We start from the raw sequence: 15,363 nt of genomic DNA on the forward strand, positions 1-15,363 counted from the left end.
CGTAGCGTGTAGGTTTAAAACTTATTTTTTGACAGATTTTAACGAAAGGATGTATTTTACCATGAGTTTGGCTTCATCTTTTTTTACCTGTGGATGCGCCGACATAGGCATTTCACCCCAAACACCCGTGCCACCTTTTAGTATTTTATCTGCTAAGTAGTTGATGTTTTTCTCCGTAGCGGGATATTTTTTGGCAATCTCTACGTACGATGGGCCAATAATTTTGTTCACTTTGTTGTGGCAGCCGATGCAATCTGACTTGTTGATTAATTTTTCGCCGGTACTCATTTGAAATACGGGATGTGTTGACGTCTTTGTGGAAATAGCTTTCTTTTCTTTGGATAAATTTGCTTTTGAGAACGACGCCATAAAAATAATTGCGGCGCCTACTAACATTACTGCTTTGGATGTTTGTTTCATTGTGTTTTGTTCATATGTGCTTAATTTCTTAAAATAAGCAATTTTTATAGTCCTAAAATTCTTTTGTTAAAAGCTGTGTCGCTACCTGAAGCAGCAAAATCATCAAATGCTTTTTCGGTCACGTTGATAATGTGTTTTTTTATAAAATCGGCACCTTCGCGGGCACCATCTTGTTGGTTTTTAATGCAGCATTCCCATTCCATTACCGCCCAGCCTGTAAAGTCGTATTGTGCTAATTTACTAAAAATGGTTTTGAAATCTACCTGGCCATCTCCAGGCGAGCGATATCGTCCTGCTCGATTGGCCCAACTTTGATATCCTCCAAAAGTGCCTTGTTTTCCGGTTGGATTAAACTCCGCATCTTTTACGTGAAAGGCTTTAATTCTTTCGTGATAAAAATCGATATATTGAATGTAATCAAGCTGTTGCAACACAAAATGCGAGGGGTCGTACAACAAGCAGGCTCTTGGATGATTATTCACAGCCGCTAAAAACATTTCATACGTTTCCCCATCAAAAAGGTCTTCTCCCGGATGGATTTCGTAGCAAACATCCACTCCACAGGTATCAAATTCATTTAAAATCGGGGTCCAACGTTTAGCCAATTCAGCAAAGCCTTCTTCTACCAAACCTTGCGGACGTTGTGGCCAAGGATGAAAATATTGCCAAAGCAAAGAACCGCTGAAGGTGGCATGTGCCGATAAGCCTAAATTTTGCGATGCTTTAGCCGCATACTTCATTTGTTGTACAGCCCACTCGGTACGTGCTTTTGGATTTTTATGAACCGATTTTGGTGCAAATGCATCAAATAATTCATCGTATGCAGGATGTACCGCAACCAATTGTCCTTGTAAATGGGTTGAAAGTTCGGTAATTTCTAAACCGTATGAAGCTATTTTACCCGTTAGCTCATCGGCATAGGTTTTACTCTCCGCTGCTTTTTGCAAATCGATGAAGCGCGTATCGAGGGTTGGCATCTGAATACCTTTAAATCCTAATCCCGCAGCCCATTCGCAAATATTTTCGAGCGAATTAAAAGGCGCTTCATCGCTAATAAATTGGGCTAAAAATACCGCAGGTCCTTTGATAGTGGTCATACATTATAGTTTAAAATCAAGCCATTTTTGTTCTGATTTGCCGGAGGCTATTACGTTTTCGATAAAGGCCATGCCTCTAACACCGTCTTCTGAGCTTGGGAAATCGAGCATTTCGGCGGTAGGGATTTTACCGGCTAATTTTGCTGAAACACTGAGGGCAAAGTTTTTATATAAATTGGCAAATGCTTCTAAATATCCTTCAGGGTGACCGCCGGGTGTACGCGTATTAAACGTTGCGATATTATCTACATACGCATTGCCTGTACGGTAAATTTGCGCTGGGGCATCTAACCATTTTACCAGAAGGGTATTGGGTTCCATCTGATGCCATTCTAAACCACCTTTTTCACCATAGATACGAATTTTTAAGGCATTTTCTTCACCAGCTGCAATTTGCGAAGCCATCAAAATTCCGTTGGCTCCGTTGTCGAATTTCAATAAAACATTCCCGTCATCATCAAGCTGTCGCCCTTCTACCACAATGTTGATATCGGCACAGAGTTGGGTTATTTTTAAGCCGGAAATGTATTCGGCCAGTTGAGCAGCATGTGTTCCAATATCACCCATACAGCCGCTTATTCCGCTTTTATTTGGGTCGGTGCGCCAAGATGCTTGCTTATTGTTGTCTTTTTCCGATAAGGTACTTAACCAACCTTGTGGGTACTCGACCATTATTTTACGTATTTTACCAAATTTATAATCGGCTACCATTTGTCGCGCTTGCTTTACCATGGGGTAGGCGGAATAGGTGTGGGTTAGGCAGAGGCTTAATCTGGTTTCTTGTACTTTGGCATGCAGTTTTTTAGCTTCCTCCAATGTAAAAGTCATGGGTTTATCAATTAAAACATGAAAGCCATTTTCTAATGCCAGCATAGCGGGACCAAAATGCGCAAAATTAGGGGTTACAATGCTAACAAAGTCCATTCTTTCTTCTGCCGGAAGTTTGGCTTCGCTGAGAATCATGTCTTCGTATGAAGCATAACATTTATCATCCGGTAGAAATAAATCTTTTCCGGAAGCAATAGAGGTTTCGGCATTTGAGCTAAACGCACCACAGTGTAGTTCAATCAGACCGTCGATATTGGCCGCCATCCGGTGAACAGCGCCAATAAAGGCATTTTTCCCGCCGCCAATCATGCCCATTTTTAATTTTCTTTCCATTTTTTAGGTTTGTATGCCCTAAGTTTTACGTTTTTAAACAGAACTTAGCACATATTACTTAAAATTTTTATAGGTTTCCTTTCTTCAATTCATTTACAGCATAATCTGCGGCACGCGCTGTTAAAGCCATAAACGTTAACGATGGGTTTTGGCAAGCGATAGAAGGCATACAAGAGCCATCGGTTACAAAAACATTGTTTACCTCGTGCATTTGATTCCATTTATTCAATACCGAAGTTTTGGGGTCGTTACCCATCCGTGCGGTTCCCATTTCGTGAATGGCCATACCCGGATAGCATTCGTTATCGTATGTTTTTACATTTTTTATTCCAGCGGCTTCGAGCATTTCTGCGGCATCATTTTTCATGTCTTCACGCATTTTTTTCTCGTTTTCTTTGTATTCGCAATCAATTGCCAATACCGGCTGGCCCCATTTATCTTTTTTAGTATGGTCGATGTAGACTCTGTTTTCGTAGTATGGAAGCATTTCTCCAAAACCACCCAATCCCATCGTCCATTTTCCTGGCGTTGTCATTTTCTGTTTAAGCTCCGCTCCGAATGCTAATTCGGCCACGTCATTTTGCCAATTGCTTCTACTTGCACCTCCTTGGTAGCCAAAACCGCGTAAATAATCACGTTTATCGTTTCCAATATTTTGATAGCGAGGGACGTAAACGCCGTTAGCACGACGGCCGTACGTGTATTTATCTTCAAAACCTGGCGCTTCTCCATTGGCACCACAACGGAAATGATGATCCATTAAGTTATGTCCTAATTGTCCACTGGCATTTCCAAGTCCATTTGGATGTGCTTCGGAAGTAGAGTTTAACAAAATAAAGGTAGAACCTAACGTTGAGCCGTTCACGAAGATTATTTTGGCATAAAACTCCATCGTTTTTTGGGTTTGCGCATCGATAACCATTACGCCTTTAGCTTTCTTCGTGTCTTTATCGTAAATGATATGATTAACAATGGAGTACGGTCTTAAGGTTAAGCGATTGGTGGCCATTGCAGCAGGTAGGGTAGAGGATTGCGTACTAAAGTAAGCTCCAAACGGACAACCGCGGCTGCATAAGTTTCTATATTGGCAATTTCCACGACCTTTATGCGGAACGGTAAGGTTGGCTACACGACCAATGGTAATAATACGTTCTCTTTTATAATGTTCTTCAACACGGGCTTTAACCGATTTTTCAACACAATTTAAATCCATTGGAGGGAGAAATTGCCCATCGGGTAAAGTTGGCCAATTTTCGTTTTGACCACTGATGCCTGCAAAACGTTCAGCATAATCGTACCACGGAGCAAGATCTTTATAGCGGATAGGCCAATCATTTCCATGACCATCTTTGGCATTATCTTCAAAATTATGATCACTAAAACGATAACTTTGACGCCCCCACATGAGCGATTTACCTCCTACATGAAAACCACGATACCAATCGAAACGTTTGTCTTCGGTATAAGGGCATTCCAAATCATTTACCCACCAACTTTCGTTCGCTTCTTGGTACGGATAATCTCTTTTTTGAACGGGGTGCGTACGTTTTTGTTCTTCTGTTAACTTACCACGGTGTTTGAAATCCCAAGGATTGGACATGGCAGTAGGGTAATCGCGTATATGTTCAATGTTCATGCCGCGTTCAAGCATTAACACTTTTAATCCTTTTTCAGTCAGTTCTTTTGCTGCCCAGCCTCCACTAATACCTGATCCAATTACAATAGCATCATAGGTGTTTTCGGCTTTGAGATTTGTATTTATGTTCATGTTTTGCTGTTGGGTGTATAAAAGGTTTTAGATAATCATTGGCTTAGGTAGCCCATGATTTTTGTCCTGGTTTCAAGGGATAAGCACCATCGTATTTGCCTGGAATTGGCAGGTATCGACGGGCTTGCGTACAGCCAATCTCCGATGAATAGTACCCTAAAAGTGATAAATCTCTTGCGATGATAAAGAAATTAGCCAAGTCTTTATCCTCTTCTGATTTACTTGCTTTTTGTGCAATAGCCAAGGTTCTGATATCGCCCATTACTTTTATACGTTGAGCGGGCGTTAAAGCAATAAAACTTTTCGTGTATTCCTTTTTCACTTTGGCATCAAAGGCTTTTAAGCCCAAAGCAAACGATTCTTGCATTTTTGCAGGATAACAATCTCGTATCATCATGGGAATAAAGGGACCTAATCCAGCCGCTTTGGCACCTTTGGATGAGGTGGTTGTTGGAACAATGACTTCGGCAAATTCGGCTAGTAATTGTTCATCTTGAATAGAAAAGGAGGCCGTGTTTTTTTCGGTCTCGGGAATGGTAAAACTCTCAAATAAAACACCGACTGTGCTTGCTGAAATGGCTCCACCAAGTAAAATCGCAACGTTTTTAAGCGCTTCTCTTCTTTGCATGGTATTTTAAGGTTATATATTGGTTTGTGTATCGTGGTAAACAATTTTATTAAAAATATATTGTAAACCCACAGCAATTTAAATTAAAAAAGTAGTTTGTATTGCTTATTTTACTATAAAGAATTAATCTAAATAATATGGATTCTTCATTTGAAAGTATATTAAATCGTTTTTCTTACGATTATGAGTTTCATTTTTGTAGTATTAGTTATTTTTATTTGTATTATTTTTGGTTGTTGTGTGTTTCTTTGAAATTATAGGCAGTTTTTTTAGGTAACTGGGTAACTAGTAGTATGATTTTTCTAAATATTCGGGATGATTATACTGCTTTTTAGCTCATTTTTTTACCTTTGCAACTTCTAATTTAAATTATGCAAGAAAATATAGTAGTTCTAGGCTCGAATGGACAAATCGGTACTGAATTGGTAACCGAATTACGGAAAATTTATGGTGAAGATCATGTAGTTGCCTGCGATATCCGCAGACCGGATTATGATATCAAAAATTCAGCCCCATTTGAGTTTGTAAACGTTTTAAATAAAGAAATGGTTAGCGCCGTTTTTCAGAAATATCGTCCAACTCAAGTGTATTTATTAGCAGCTCTTTTGTCAGCAACAGGCGAGCAAAATCCTAAACTTGCTTGGGACTTAAATATGAACGGGCTATTGAATGTACTAGATTTAGCATTAGAATTTAAAACAGCGAAAGTTTACTGGCCAAGTTCAATTGCTGTATTCGGGCCAAATTCTCCTAAAGATGCTACTAGTCAGTATTGCACCATGGATCCAAATACGGTGTATGGTATTAGTAAATTAGCTGGAGAAAGATGGTGTGAATATTATCATCAGAAATATGGATTAGATGTGAGAAGTATCCGTTACCCGGGATTAATTAGTTGGAAAGCAGCTCCTGGTGGTGGTACTACCGATTATGCGATTCATATTTTTCACGATGCGTTGAGAAAGGGAAGCTACCAAAGTTTCTTAAACGCCGAAACTGAATTACCGATGATGTACATGGACGATGCAATTCGTGGCACAATTGAGTTAATGGATGCACCTGCTGACAAAATTTCTATTAGAAGTAGTTATAACTTTGCCGGAGTAAGTTTTACACCAGAAGTATTAGCAGCTGAGATAAGAAAGCATATTCCTGATTTCAAATTAAGCTACGCGGATTACGACCCAAGACAACAAATAGCCAACAGCTGGCCACGTTCGATTGACGATAGTTTTGCCACCAAAGATTGGAATTGGAAGCCAGAATTCGATTTAGCGAAACTTACTGTTGATATGTTAACGAACTTAAAGCGTTAGAAAAATAAAAGGGTTAACTGGAAGACGCCTGAAGGCTTTCCACTTGATTGGCCCTGAATATTAAATTAAATAAAATTTTAAAAAGATTACTATAAGATTAACGAGTAAGCTTACCTTTTTTGGTATCCGTATTCGTATTTTATATTTCAATACTAAAACAAATGGGAAGAGCATTCGAATTTAGAAAAGAAAGAAAATTTAAGCGTTGGTCTAAAATGGCTGTACAATTTACCCGTATTGGTAAAGACATTGTTATGGCTGTTAAGGAATCGGGTCCAAATCCGGAAACGAATTCGCGTTTGCGCACTGCGATGCAAAATGCGAAAGCTGTAAACATGCCAAAGGATAGGGTTGAAGCTGCGATTAAGCGTGCTTCGGATAAATCAATGGCAAATTATGAGGAAATTGTTTACGAAGGTTATGCACCGCATGGTGTGGCCATTTTAATCGAAACAGCAACTGATAATACCAATCGTACCGTTGCCAACGTACGTAGCTATTTCAACAAAACAGATGGTTCATTGGGTAAAACGGGTTCATTAGATTTTATTTTTAACCGTAAATCAATTTTTCGTTTTGTTCCTGTAGACGGTATCGATTTAGAGGAATTAGAGTTTGAATTGATTGATGCTGGTTTAGAAGAGTTATATATGGAGGCCGATGAAGAAGGAAACGATATTGTAGTTGCCCAAGCTGCTTTTGAGAGTTTTGGTTCATTGCAAAAAGCGTTAGAAGAGAAAGGTATCGAATTAAAGAGTTCTAAATTAGAACGTATTGCATTGTCGCATCATGAGGTTACGGAAGCACAAGCAGCAGATGTGTTGAAATTAATTGATAAATTGGAAGAGGACGATGATGTTCAGGCCGTTTATCATAACATGGCGGAATAATAGCTGCTTGTTTACAAACCTCACGGGTTTTAAAAACCCGTGAGGTTTAATAGATTTCACAAAATCACTTATCTCAAACTAAAACTTGCCTCTTTTACCTCTTGCGAGTTGGTTCCTATAAAGAGTTTAAAATCGCCGGGTTCGGCAACATATTTTAGTTCTGCGTTATAAAATTTAAGATCGTTTTCGCTGATTGTGAAACTTACTTTTTTGCTTTCTCCAGCTTTAAGACTTATTTTTTGAAAGCCTTTTAATTCTTTAACAGGTCGTGTAACACTACCGACTAAATCGCGGATATACAATTGCACAACTTCTTTCCCATCAAAATTGCCGCTATTGGTTAGGGTTACGCTGGCCGTGATGCTTTTACCTTTCTCGAGTGTTGTGGCGCTTAACTGGATTGGACTATACGTAAACCGGGAATAACTTAAACCATAACCAAAAGGGAACAGCGGGTCGTTGCTCACATCTAAATAATTGGAGCGAAATTTCTCGAACCATTTTCCTTCTGCTAAAGGACGTCCTGTATTTTTGTGGCTGTAGTACAAAGGAATTTGCCCAACATTTTGAGGGAAAGTAGCCGTTAATTTTCCTGAAGGATTTACTTTTCCAAAGAGCACATCTGCAATGGCGTCGCCTGCCTCGCTACCTGGGAACCAAACATTCAAGATGGCTGGGATGTTTTTGTTTTCCCAGTTCAGTGCAAGTGGTCTTCCACTGAACAGAATCATTACTACCGGTTTACCTGTTTTCAATAAGGCTTGAAGCAGGTTCTTTTGTGTTTGTGGAAGTTCGATATTGGTAACACTACTGCTTTCGCCACTGAATTCTGAACCTTCACCTACCACTGCTACCACTACATCCGATTTATTGGCTATTGAAACAGCCTCATCAATAATTTCTTGCTCGGTGCGCATATCGCGCTCGTAGGTTTTATTGTGGATGTTTACATATCTGTTTTCTAAATTAGCGTCGGATAGGAAGTTAGAACCTCTAGCTGTAAGAATTGTCGCTTGTTCGCCAACCGCATTTTTCATGCCTTGAAGTACCGTAACCGATTTATCAAACAATGCCGCTACACTCCAAGTTCCATACATATTGGCTGTGTTGTCAATCAAAGGGCCAATTAATCCAATGGTTCCTGATTTTTTTAAAGGAAGTACGTTGTTTTCATTTTTGAGCAACACAAAGCTTTCAGCTGCAATTTGACGTGCAGCTTGTCTGTTTTCAGGTGTAAATACTTCTTTAGCAGCTCTGCTAGGATCGCAAAATTTATATGGATCCTGAAAGAGGCCTAATTTATACTTGGCTTCTAAAATTAAGCGGCAGGCTCTATCTATTTGTTGTAGGCTTACCTTTTTTTCTGATAGCGATTTTTTGATTGTTTTTAAAAATCCTTCTGCTACCATATCCATATCAATTCCGGCATTTAGTGCTAAGGCCGATACGGTTTGCAAATCGCCCAATCCATGGTCGACCATCTCGGCAATTCCGGTGTAATCTGTTACCACGAAACCGTTAAATTTCCATTGATTGCGCAGCACTTCGGTCATCAACCATTTATTTGCGGTAGCAGGAACACCATCAACTTCGTTAAAAGAGGCCATAATACTGGCTGCTCCAGCATCAATGGCGGCTTTGTAAGGCGGTAAATATTCATTGTACATCCGAATATGACTCATATCGGTTGTGTTATAATCGCGTCCAGCTTCTGCTGCGCCGTATAATGCGTAGTGTTTTACACAGGCTAAAATTTCATTGTTTTCTTTTAGCTTACCTTGGTAACCTTTAACCATGGCGGTTGCAATGGCAGAACCTAGAAAAGGATCTTCTCCGCTTCCTTCTGAAACACGTCCCCAACGTGGATCGCGCGAAATATCGACCATGGGCGAAAAAGTCCAGTTGATGCCACTTGCGCTGGCTTCAATAGCCGCAATGCGGGCTGATTTTTCAATGGCTTGCATATCCCAAGTTGCACTTAAACCCAAAGGGATTGGGAAAACGGTATTATAGCCGTGGATAACATCCATTCCAAAAAGCAAGGGGATTTTCATTCGACTTTCCTCTATTGCAAGTTTTTGAACAGCTTTTATTTTTTCAACTCCTTTAATGTTGAATAGGCCACCCACTTGGCCAGCTCTAATTTTTTTGCCGATGTCGCTGCTGTTGGCTTGTCCGGTGGTAATATCGCCCGAACTGGGCAAGTTAAGCTGCCCAATTTTCTCATCAACGGTCATTTTGGCCATCAGGTTTGAAATGAACGTATTCATCTTTGTTTGCTCCGCTGTGGTTTGTTTTTGAGCCCAAAGGTTCAAACTCAGTACAGTTAAAACAACGGCAATGATTTTTACTTTATTCATGCGGTATTTGTTTATCTAGGTGAACTATTTAATTGACGGTTTGGATAGCGCTTCTGTCCGAAACACCGTTTTCATTGATGGCTTCAATGCTGAAATAATAGGTTTTTTGGCTATCCATGGCTTTAAACCAATATTCATTGAAATCGTGAATCATGATGCAGTTATATAATTTATCCGCTGCGGTGCCATAATATAAATTGTAGGCATAAGCATTATCAACGGGTTGCCATTTGATGTATGCACTGCGTTTGTCTTTTTCGGTGCGCAGCACAATTAAGTTGTTTACACTCGCTGGTTTTTCTCCATTTCCATTTCCGAAAACGCGCAGGCCACTAATGGCAAATTTTCCAGTCGGCATGTGTATGTTTACTAGTTTTATAAACCGGGTTTTGATTGGTTTTTCGAGTTCGATGTATTCGTGCGGGATATCGGTTTTGTTTTGGCTTTTATCCACCAGAAGTGTCCATTTTTTCCCATCTAGTGATGAAAAAAGTTGATATTGATGATAAATGTTTGTTTGCTTTCCAATAAATTCGGCATCTTGGTCGGCATAATTAATTTGAATGGCATTTACCGTCGCCAAGCTTCCTAAATCGGTTTGAAGCCACTCCCCTTTGTTGGCTGTTTTGGCGCTCCAATAGGTTTTAATGTTTTCATCAACCGCATTGTTGGGTTGGTAAGCGCTCCCTAATGTACTCGAAACTTGGATGGGCGTTTTGTAGTTTAGCAGCATCCAATTAGGTCTTAAACTTCCTTTTTTTATTCTTTCCCAAGGGAGATAAATGGGATAGTCACCAAAGGCGGTGTTACTCCACATTACATCGTCTTTATCAAAGCCAGTTGGCCATATCCCGATTCTACGCTCCCAAGTATTTTTTACACAAATGATGCTGGTAGATACATGCCAATAATTTGACGTATTGTCTTGAAAGGTAGAACCATGTCCTGCGCCTCTTGAAAATCCTCCCGCTTTAAAGCTTAAGGGGTCGGATTGCGGACTGGTTGATGTGCCGTCGAACAGCGCTTTACTCCCCACTACAACTCCATCTGCGTATCCGCTAAATTCAGTGCCGGGAGCTCCGTATTGGAAATAATATTTTCCGTTGTGTTTAGTCATCCAGGCGCCTTCAATAAAGGGGTCGAGAAAAGTATTGTCCATGTGTTCGCCAAAGCGTTGCCAACCATAGCGCCAATCTTGTAGGAGGTACATAGGGCTGCGGGTTCCTTTAGGTTGAAATGTTTTTCTATCGAGCTCTACTCCGTACACGGGATATTGATTGCTGCTCCCATTGTACATATAAAATTTCCCATCATCGTCGGTAAAAAATGCAGGGTCCCAACCTCCAATATCCAACGAATCAACTAGTGGAAACCATTTATTCTCTTTCGGATTGGTGCTTCCCCAAAGGGTAAAATTGTTGGTATAGGTGCTGCCAAAAACAACCATCGTGTCGCCCACAATGCCCACAGCGGGGGCACAAAGTTCGTCTTTCGTTTTGTTCCATGGACGAAGAAATTTTCGTTCTTCGAATTTCCAATTTAACATATCTGGACTGTACCAATAGCCGGCTTGGTTTGTGCTGAATAGGTAAAAATCGCCTTTGTAATTGACGATGACAGGGTCGGCGGTTGCACGGTGTTTTCCCCAATAAGCAAAAGACTCAAAAGGTGTGTAACCATAATCAATATTGATGGGGTTACAATACGTTTTTTGTTTTTGAGCCAATACCGTCAGACCCCAAAGGAATAAGTAGATGAGGAGATGTAATTTTTTCATTTTTTATTTTATTTCGGGACTTTGGAAGTCTAATTTTATTAGACCTTTTTGAACATCTGGATGTTGCATGAATAATTTCCAAAGCAATCCGCTGCGGTAATTTTCAATCATGATCACCATTGGTCCTTGGTCAATTCCTAAATATCGCTTTGGAAACCAATTATCAGTTTCAGAGAAGGCGTCGTAAAAGCCATACGGACCCCATACTTTGTCGCCTAGTTTTTCATATAAATGACGCATCACCTGTATGGATTCTTTTGGGGTGTAGGGAATAGAAGAGATGGCTGCAGTTGGCGAAATAACGCCTAAGTCGTTGCTAATGGTGTGCGCAGAGTATCCTTTGACAGAATAACTGGCGGTTAAGCCCCAATTATCTTCTGAATAGCCTTTGTATTTTTTAGGGTTTTGTATACAATAATCTCGGATGGCTAAAGTTTGGTTGACATTGTTTTCCCAATAGTTGGCATATCGATCTTTTAGCCCTTTTGGGTTTAGCCCTAAGTAGGAGTAATGTGCCCAAAATAAAGGACCAACGTTGTTTTTTTCTCCTTGATAATCCAATGTAAAGGGGTGGTTGTATAACGCGAAAGTTGTTTTTATTTCTCCATTGCGAGCCCAACCTTGGTGGTACACTTCTGCCGGAACCCCATGTGTGGGAGAGGAGGCGGCCAAAACATACATAATTAAACATTCGTTATAGCCTTTTACCGGAAAATTCATCTCCCATTGATATTCTGGTGACCAATGCCAGTATAATACATTTTGACCGCCATTTCTGTACCAGTTAAAATCTATTCCTTTCCAAAGTTCATTGGCTTTTTGGGAGAGTGCTTTTTCGGCTGGAGTTCCGTTTTTATAATAGCTGTTGATGCAGATGAGTGCTTGGGCAACAAATGAAGTTTCTACTAAATCGCCTCCATTGTCTTTTTTGCCAAAGGGACGTACTTTTCCAGTTTCGCCATAAAACCAGTGTGGCCATGCTCCATGAAAACGGTCTGCTTTTTCTAAGAAATTTAAAATTTTAGTTAAGCGATCAAACCCTGCTTCTTTGGTAATATATCCTCGATCAATTGCGCTTAAAATAGCCATTAATCCAAAACCGGTTGCTCCTGTAGCAACGGTATTTTTATCGTTTTGAGGGTAGATGTTATCAACATGGAAGCGTTCTCTGGCGGCACCTGAGGTAGGTTCAGCACCCTCCCAAAAATATTGAAAGGTTTGTTTCTGTACTAAATCTACAAGCTGCTCATCCGTCAGTGCTATGTCTGAAGTGTTCTTGTTTTCAGCGGTTTTTTCTTGCTCTGTACAGGATAGTGCAAAAAGCGCGAGAATTAATAGCAGTATATGTGTATTGAAAGGTTGTTTCATTTGTTTTGTGTTATATTTTAGGGATATTAAAGGGGATATTTTGTTATCCCTTGGGGGATAGAATCATCTTTAAGAATCTATGGATAAATAATAATTCTTTTTCTCAGGGGAATGGATTAAAAGTATGCTGAAGTGGTATTTTCAACAGCATACTTGATAAGTTTAACGTCCTTGTCTTTCGAGAATGGAGAGCGCGGATATTTCAATAGCACTTAAAGCTTTATTGTATATTCTGACTTCGTCTATTTTGCCGGGCAGGTAGCCTGCCCACCCTTCACCGGGAGAGGCGGTTGTGCTGCTTGGGACAGTCATGAAATGCAAAGTCCCAAAAACGATTGGACCCACATTGGTAAAGCGAATAGGTCCCATAGTGGCAACCGTGTTTGTTCTCGCCAGGGTTCCATTTACATACGATTTAAAGGTTCCAGCACCATCGTACGAGATAATGTAATTGGTCCAGTTGTTTAAACCGTTTTCAATATCTTGAATGTTATTGTCGAAAGTTGATCCATTGTCGCCGTAAATTGTTTTTATACGTGCTTTGGTTGCTGTACCACCGTTTTCCAAAAATATATTGATGTTTGCCCAAAAATTTTGTGTATCGCCTAAGCTTACAATTCCGGTAGCGCCGGTATTTTGTGGTGTGTTTATCCAGCAACTTACCGTGTATTGTGTCATTGCTTTTACGGCCGCACTTGCTGGTGCTGTAGCATAAGCTTTTAAGCTCGCATCGGTTTTTCCTGTTAAAGCTTGTCCTTTTAATCCGGGGCTAAAAGTCATTCCTGCGTTCGTCCCCATTACGTTTGTAACGGAATCCTTAAGCTCGCCATTAAAATTCCAATAAGCCACTAAATTGGCTGGAGCAATTTGTGTTGTTGCGGTAAATCCTCCCGCAGTAGGAGGAACATCGCCGGGAGGAAAATCGTCATTGCTTTTTTTCTCGCAAGCTGTTATTTGTATACTCACTGCCATAAGAGCAATGATGGCTATTTTATAATTTTTTACTTTCATTTTATTAAAATTTATCAGATTAATAAAGAGGGTTTTGAGTGAGTTTTCCGTTGCTTAAATCGCGTTGTTTTTGTGGAATAGGGAAAAGCTCATGCTTGCCTACTACAAAGTTTTTTCCAACGGCCGACATGGCTGCAGAAGCTTTGCCTGTACGCACTAAATCAAAGAATCTATCTCCTTCCATGGCCAATTCAACTCTTCTTTCGTTTAAAATATTCTCCAATGTGGCGGCAGCAGCTCCAAGATTAGCACGTGTTCTAACTTTAAGGAATGGGGTAGATGCATCTTGACCAATATGTGTAGCCGCTTCGGCATTTATCAGTAAGACCTCTGCATAGCGCATTAAGCGAATGTTTTTTGGTTTGTTGTCCTTGTCGTTAATACCACCGCAACCGTTTGTTTCTAAAAATGGGCTGTGGTAAGCTTTGTAATTGTACCGCTCGTTTACTACAGATGGCATGGTTGGTAACACAAAGCCATCCCATAATGTGGTTGTTGTTGCGGTGCTGGTGAAAATAATGGTACCAGTTTTTCTTATATCATCAACTTCGTAGGCGGCTGCTAAGTTTTCGGATGGTGTATTTAAGCCAAAACCTAAATCCCCTCCTGAATATGTCCGCCCTCCAATGGTTTGTGTAGCAAAGGAACCGCGAGGTCCTTGGAAATTGCTGTAGTTTTTACTGATCGCATTGCAGGTTAATCCATCGGCTGTTGACAAGGCATTTGGACCTGTTTGAATCTCAAAAATAGACTCGATGCTGTTTGCTCCCTTTTCTCTGAAGATGGTTGCATAATCTGGTGCTAAGTCATATTTTCCTGATTTCATAACGGCTAATGAGAGGTCGTAAGCCCCTTGCCAGTTTTGCTGATACAAGTACACTTTCGATAAGAAGGATTGCGCAGCCCCTTTGTTTGCTCTACCTACGATTGTACCGGCTTCGCCTTTCATCGGAAGATTACTTACGGCAAATTCTAAATCGTCGGTGATTACTTTGTAAATTTCTTCTTTCGTTGCTCGGGTTTGATATTTATCATCGTTAGCTTCTGAGGCTAAAGGAACCGAGGTTAAGTTGACCACTCCACCAAATTCTCTAACGAGGTTGAAGTAAAACAGTGCTCTTAAGAACCTGGTTTCACCTATTAGACGCAGTCGCGTTGCCTCATCGATGGTACTTTTAGTTAATATGTCTAAGGCTTTATTTGAACGTGCAATTCCCTCGTAGTTATCGTTCCATACATCGTTGAATATACTGGTATTGGCATCGTATGTAAAGTTATCGAGAAAAATTCCATCAAATCCAGGGTCAGATGCGACTGAGCCTTTATCTGAGTTATCGGAGGTTACATCGCCTAAGATGGCAAATTTTAATCCGAAGGTTCCTTGTAAATAAAGGGTGTTGTAAACCCCAGAAACTAAGTCGCTCGCGGCTTTTGGGTCTATCAGTGCTTGTTCTTCTGTTAGCTCTCCTTGCGGTGGTATATCTAGAAAACTTCTTTTACAGGCCACTAGAAGGATGCAGGCCGCAACAATACTGAGAGTTGTTTTATATACTATCTTTTTCATTTT

12 protein-coding genes are annotated in these 15,363 nt (G+C 40.3%); 2 read left to right on the forward strand and 10 right to left on the reverse strand.

The window, feature by feature from the left end; genetic code table 11:
• Window positions 1–21: 21 nt before the first annotated feature.
• The 5 genes from ACJVDK_RS18070 to ACJVDK_RS18090 all read right to left on the reverse strand — a co-directional run bounded on the left by ACJVDK_RS18070 (window position 22) and on the right by ACJVDK_RS18090 (window position 5,074).
• Window positions 22–420 (reverse strand): c-type cytochrome, encoded by a 399-nt coding sequence (locus tag ACJVDK_RS18070; protein WP_443938064.1) that lies wholly within the window; start codon window positions 418–420, stop codon window positions 22–24.
• A gap of 44 nt (window positions 421–464) precedes the next feature.
• On the reverse strand, window positions 465–1,517 hold the full coding sequence (locus ACJVDK_RS18075; protein WP_443938065.1) for a sugar phosphate isomerase/epimerase family protein: 1,053 nt from the start codon (window positions 1,515–1,517) through the stop codon (window positions 465–467).
• A gap of 3 nt (window positions 1,518–1,520) precedes the next feature.
• Window positions 1,521–2,678 (reverse strand): Gfo/Idh/MocA family protein, encoded by a 1,158-nt coding sequence (locus ACJVDK_RS18080; protein WP_443938066.1) that lies wholly within the window; start codon window positions 2,676–2,678, stop codon window positions 1,521–1,523.
• Between the two features lie 67 nt (window positions 2,679–2,745).
• Window positions 2,746–4,446, reverse strand: coding sequence for a GMC oxidoreductase (locus ACJVDK_RS18085; RefSeq protein WP_443938067.1), 1,701 nt, complete (start codon window positions 4,444–4,446; stop codon window positions 2,746–2,748).
• 43 nt (window positions 4,447–4,489) lie between these two features.
• On the reverse strand, window positions 4,490–5,074 hold the full coding sequence (locus ACJVDK_RS18090) for a gluconate 2-dehydrogenase subunit 3 family protein (protein ID WP_443938068.1): 585 nt from the start codon (window positions 5,072–5,074) through the stop codon (window positions 4,490–4,492).
• Between the two features lie 371 nt (window positions 5,075–5,445).
• Here ACJVDK_RS18090 and ACJVDK_RS18095 point away from each other — a divergent pair, with 371 nt between their 5' ends.
• Window positions 5,446–6,390, forward strand: a complete 945-nt coding sequence (locus ACJVDK_RS18095) for an NAD-dependent epimerase/dehydratase family protein (RefSeq protein ID WP_443938069.1) — start codon at window positions 5,446–5,448, stop codon at window positions 6,388–6,390.
• A 161-nt stretch (window positions 6,391–6,551) separates the two neighbouring features.
• Window positions 6,552–7,280: a YebC/PmpR family DNA-binding transcriptional regulator gene (locus ACJVDK_RS18100; protein ID WP_443938070.1), complete on the forward strand. Its 729-nt coding sequence runs from the start codon at window positions 6,552–6,554 to the stop codon at window positions 7,278–7,280.
• Between the two features lie 68 nt (window positions 7,281–7,348).
• Here the strand turns inward: ACJVDK_RS18100 and bglX are convergent, their stop codons facing one another.
• The 5 genes from bglX to ACJVDK_RS18125 form a co-directional block, all read right to left on the reverse strand.
• The gene (gene bglX, locus ACJVDK_RS18105) at window positions 7,349–9,640 is read right to left on the reverse strand and encodes a beta-glucosidase BglX (protein ID WP_443938071.1); all 2,292 of its coding nucleotides are present in this window, start codon (window positions 9,638–9,640) and stop codon (window positions 7,349–7,351) included.
• Between the two features lie 28 nt (window positions 9,641–9,668).
• Window positions 9,669–11,417 carry a discoidin domain-containing protein gene (locus ACJVDK_RS18110; RefSeq protein WP_443938072.1) on the reverse strand — a complete coding sequence of 583 codons (1,749 nt, stop codon included), beginning with the start codon at window positions 11,415–11,417 and terminating at the stop codon, window positions 9,669–9,671.
• Between the two features lie 3 nt (window positions 11,418–11,420).
• Complete coding sequence (locus ACJVDK_RS18115; RefSeq protein ID WP_443938073.1) at window positions 11,421–12,785, reverse strand: glucoamylase family protein; 1,365 nt, start codon at window positions 12,783–12,785, stop codon at window positions 11,421–11,423.
• Between the two features lie 162 nt (window positions 12,786–12,947).
• On the reverse strand, window positions 12,948–13,796 hold the full coding sequence (locus tag ACJVDK_RS18120; protein ID WP_443938074.1) for a LamG domain-containing protein: 849 nt from the start codon (window positions 13,794–13,796) through the stop codon (window positions 12,948–12,950).
• Between the two features lie 19 nt (window positions 13,797–13,815).
• The gene (locus tag ACJVDK_RS18125) at window positions 13,816–15,360 is read right to left on the reverse strand and encodes a RagB/SusD family nutrient uptake outer membrane protein (protein ID WP_443938075.1); all 1,545 of its coding nucleotides are present in this window, start codon (window positions 15,358–15,360) and stop codon (window positions 13,816–13,818) included.
• Window positions 15,361–15,363 lie beyond the last annotated feature (3 nt).

The organism is Pedobacter paludisoli (genome assembly GCF_052344095.1).
Lineage (GTDB): Bacteria > Bacteroidota > Bacteroidia > Sphingobacteriales > Sphingobacteriaceae > Pedobacter.

Coding starts and splice junctions, on each gene's coding strand:
- ACJVDK_RS18090 (WP_443938068.1), bottom strand. CDS start 5,074: ATGCAAAGAAGAGAAGCGCTTAAAAACGTTGCGATTTTACTTGGTGGA.
- ACJVDK_RS18100 (WP_443938070.1), top strand. CDS start 6,552: ATGGGAAGAGCATTCGAATTTAGAAAAGAAAGAAAATTTAAGCGTTGG.
- ACJVDK_RS18070 (WP_443938064.1), bottom strand. CDS start 420: ATGAAACAAACATCCAAAGCAGTAATGTTAGTAGGCGCCGCAATTATT.
- ACJVDK_RS18095 (WP_443938069.1), top strand. CDS start 5,446: ATGCAAGAAAATATAGTAGTTCTAGGCTCGAATGGACAAATCGGTACT.
- ACJVDK_RS18080 (WP_443938066.1), bottom strand. CDS start 2,678: ATGGAAAGAAAATTAAAAATGGGCATGATTGGCGGCGGGAAAAATGCC.
- ACJVDK_RS18115 (WP_443938073.1), bottom strand. CDS start 12,785: ATGAAACAACCTTTCAATACACATATACTGCTATTAATTCTCGCGCTT.
- ACJVDK_RS18120 (WP_443938074.1), bottom strand. CDS start 13,796: ATGAAAGTAAAAAATTATAAAATAGCCATCATTGCTCTTATGGCAGTG.
- ACJVDK_RS18110 (WP_443938072.1), bottom strand. CDS start 11,417: ATGAAAAAATTACATCTCCTCATCTACTTATTCCTTTGGGGTCTGACG.
- ACJVDK_RS18125 (WP_443938075.1), bottom strand. CDS start 15,360: ATGAAAAAGATAGTATATAAAACAACTCTCAGTATTGTTGCGGCCTGC.
- bglX (WP_443938071.1), bottom strand. CDS start 9,640: ATGAATAAAGTAAAAATCATTGCCGTTGTTTTAACTGTACTGAGTTTG.
- ACJVDK_RS18075 (WP_443938065.1), bottom strand. CDS start 1,517: ATGACCACTATCAAAGGACCTGCGGTATTTTTAGCCCAATTTATTAGC.
- ACJVDK_RS18085 (WP_443938067.1), bottom strand. CDS start 4,446: ATGAACATAAATACAAATCTCAAAGCCGAAAACACCTATGATGCTATT.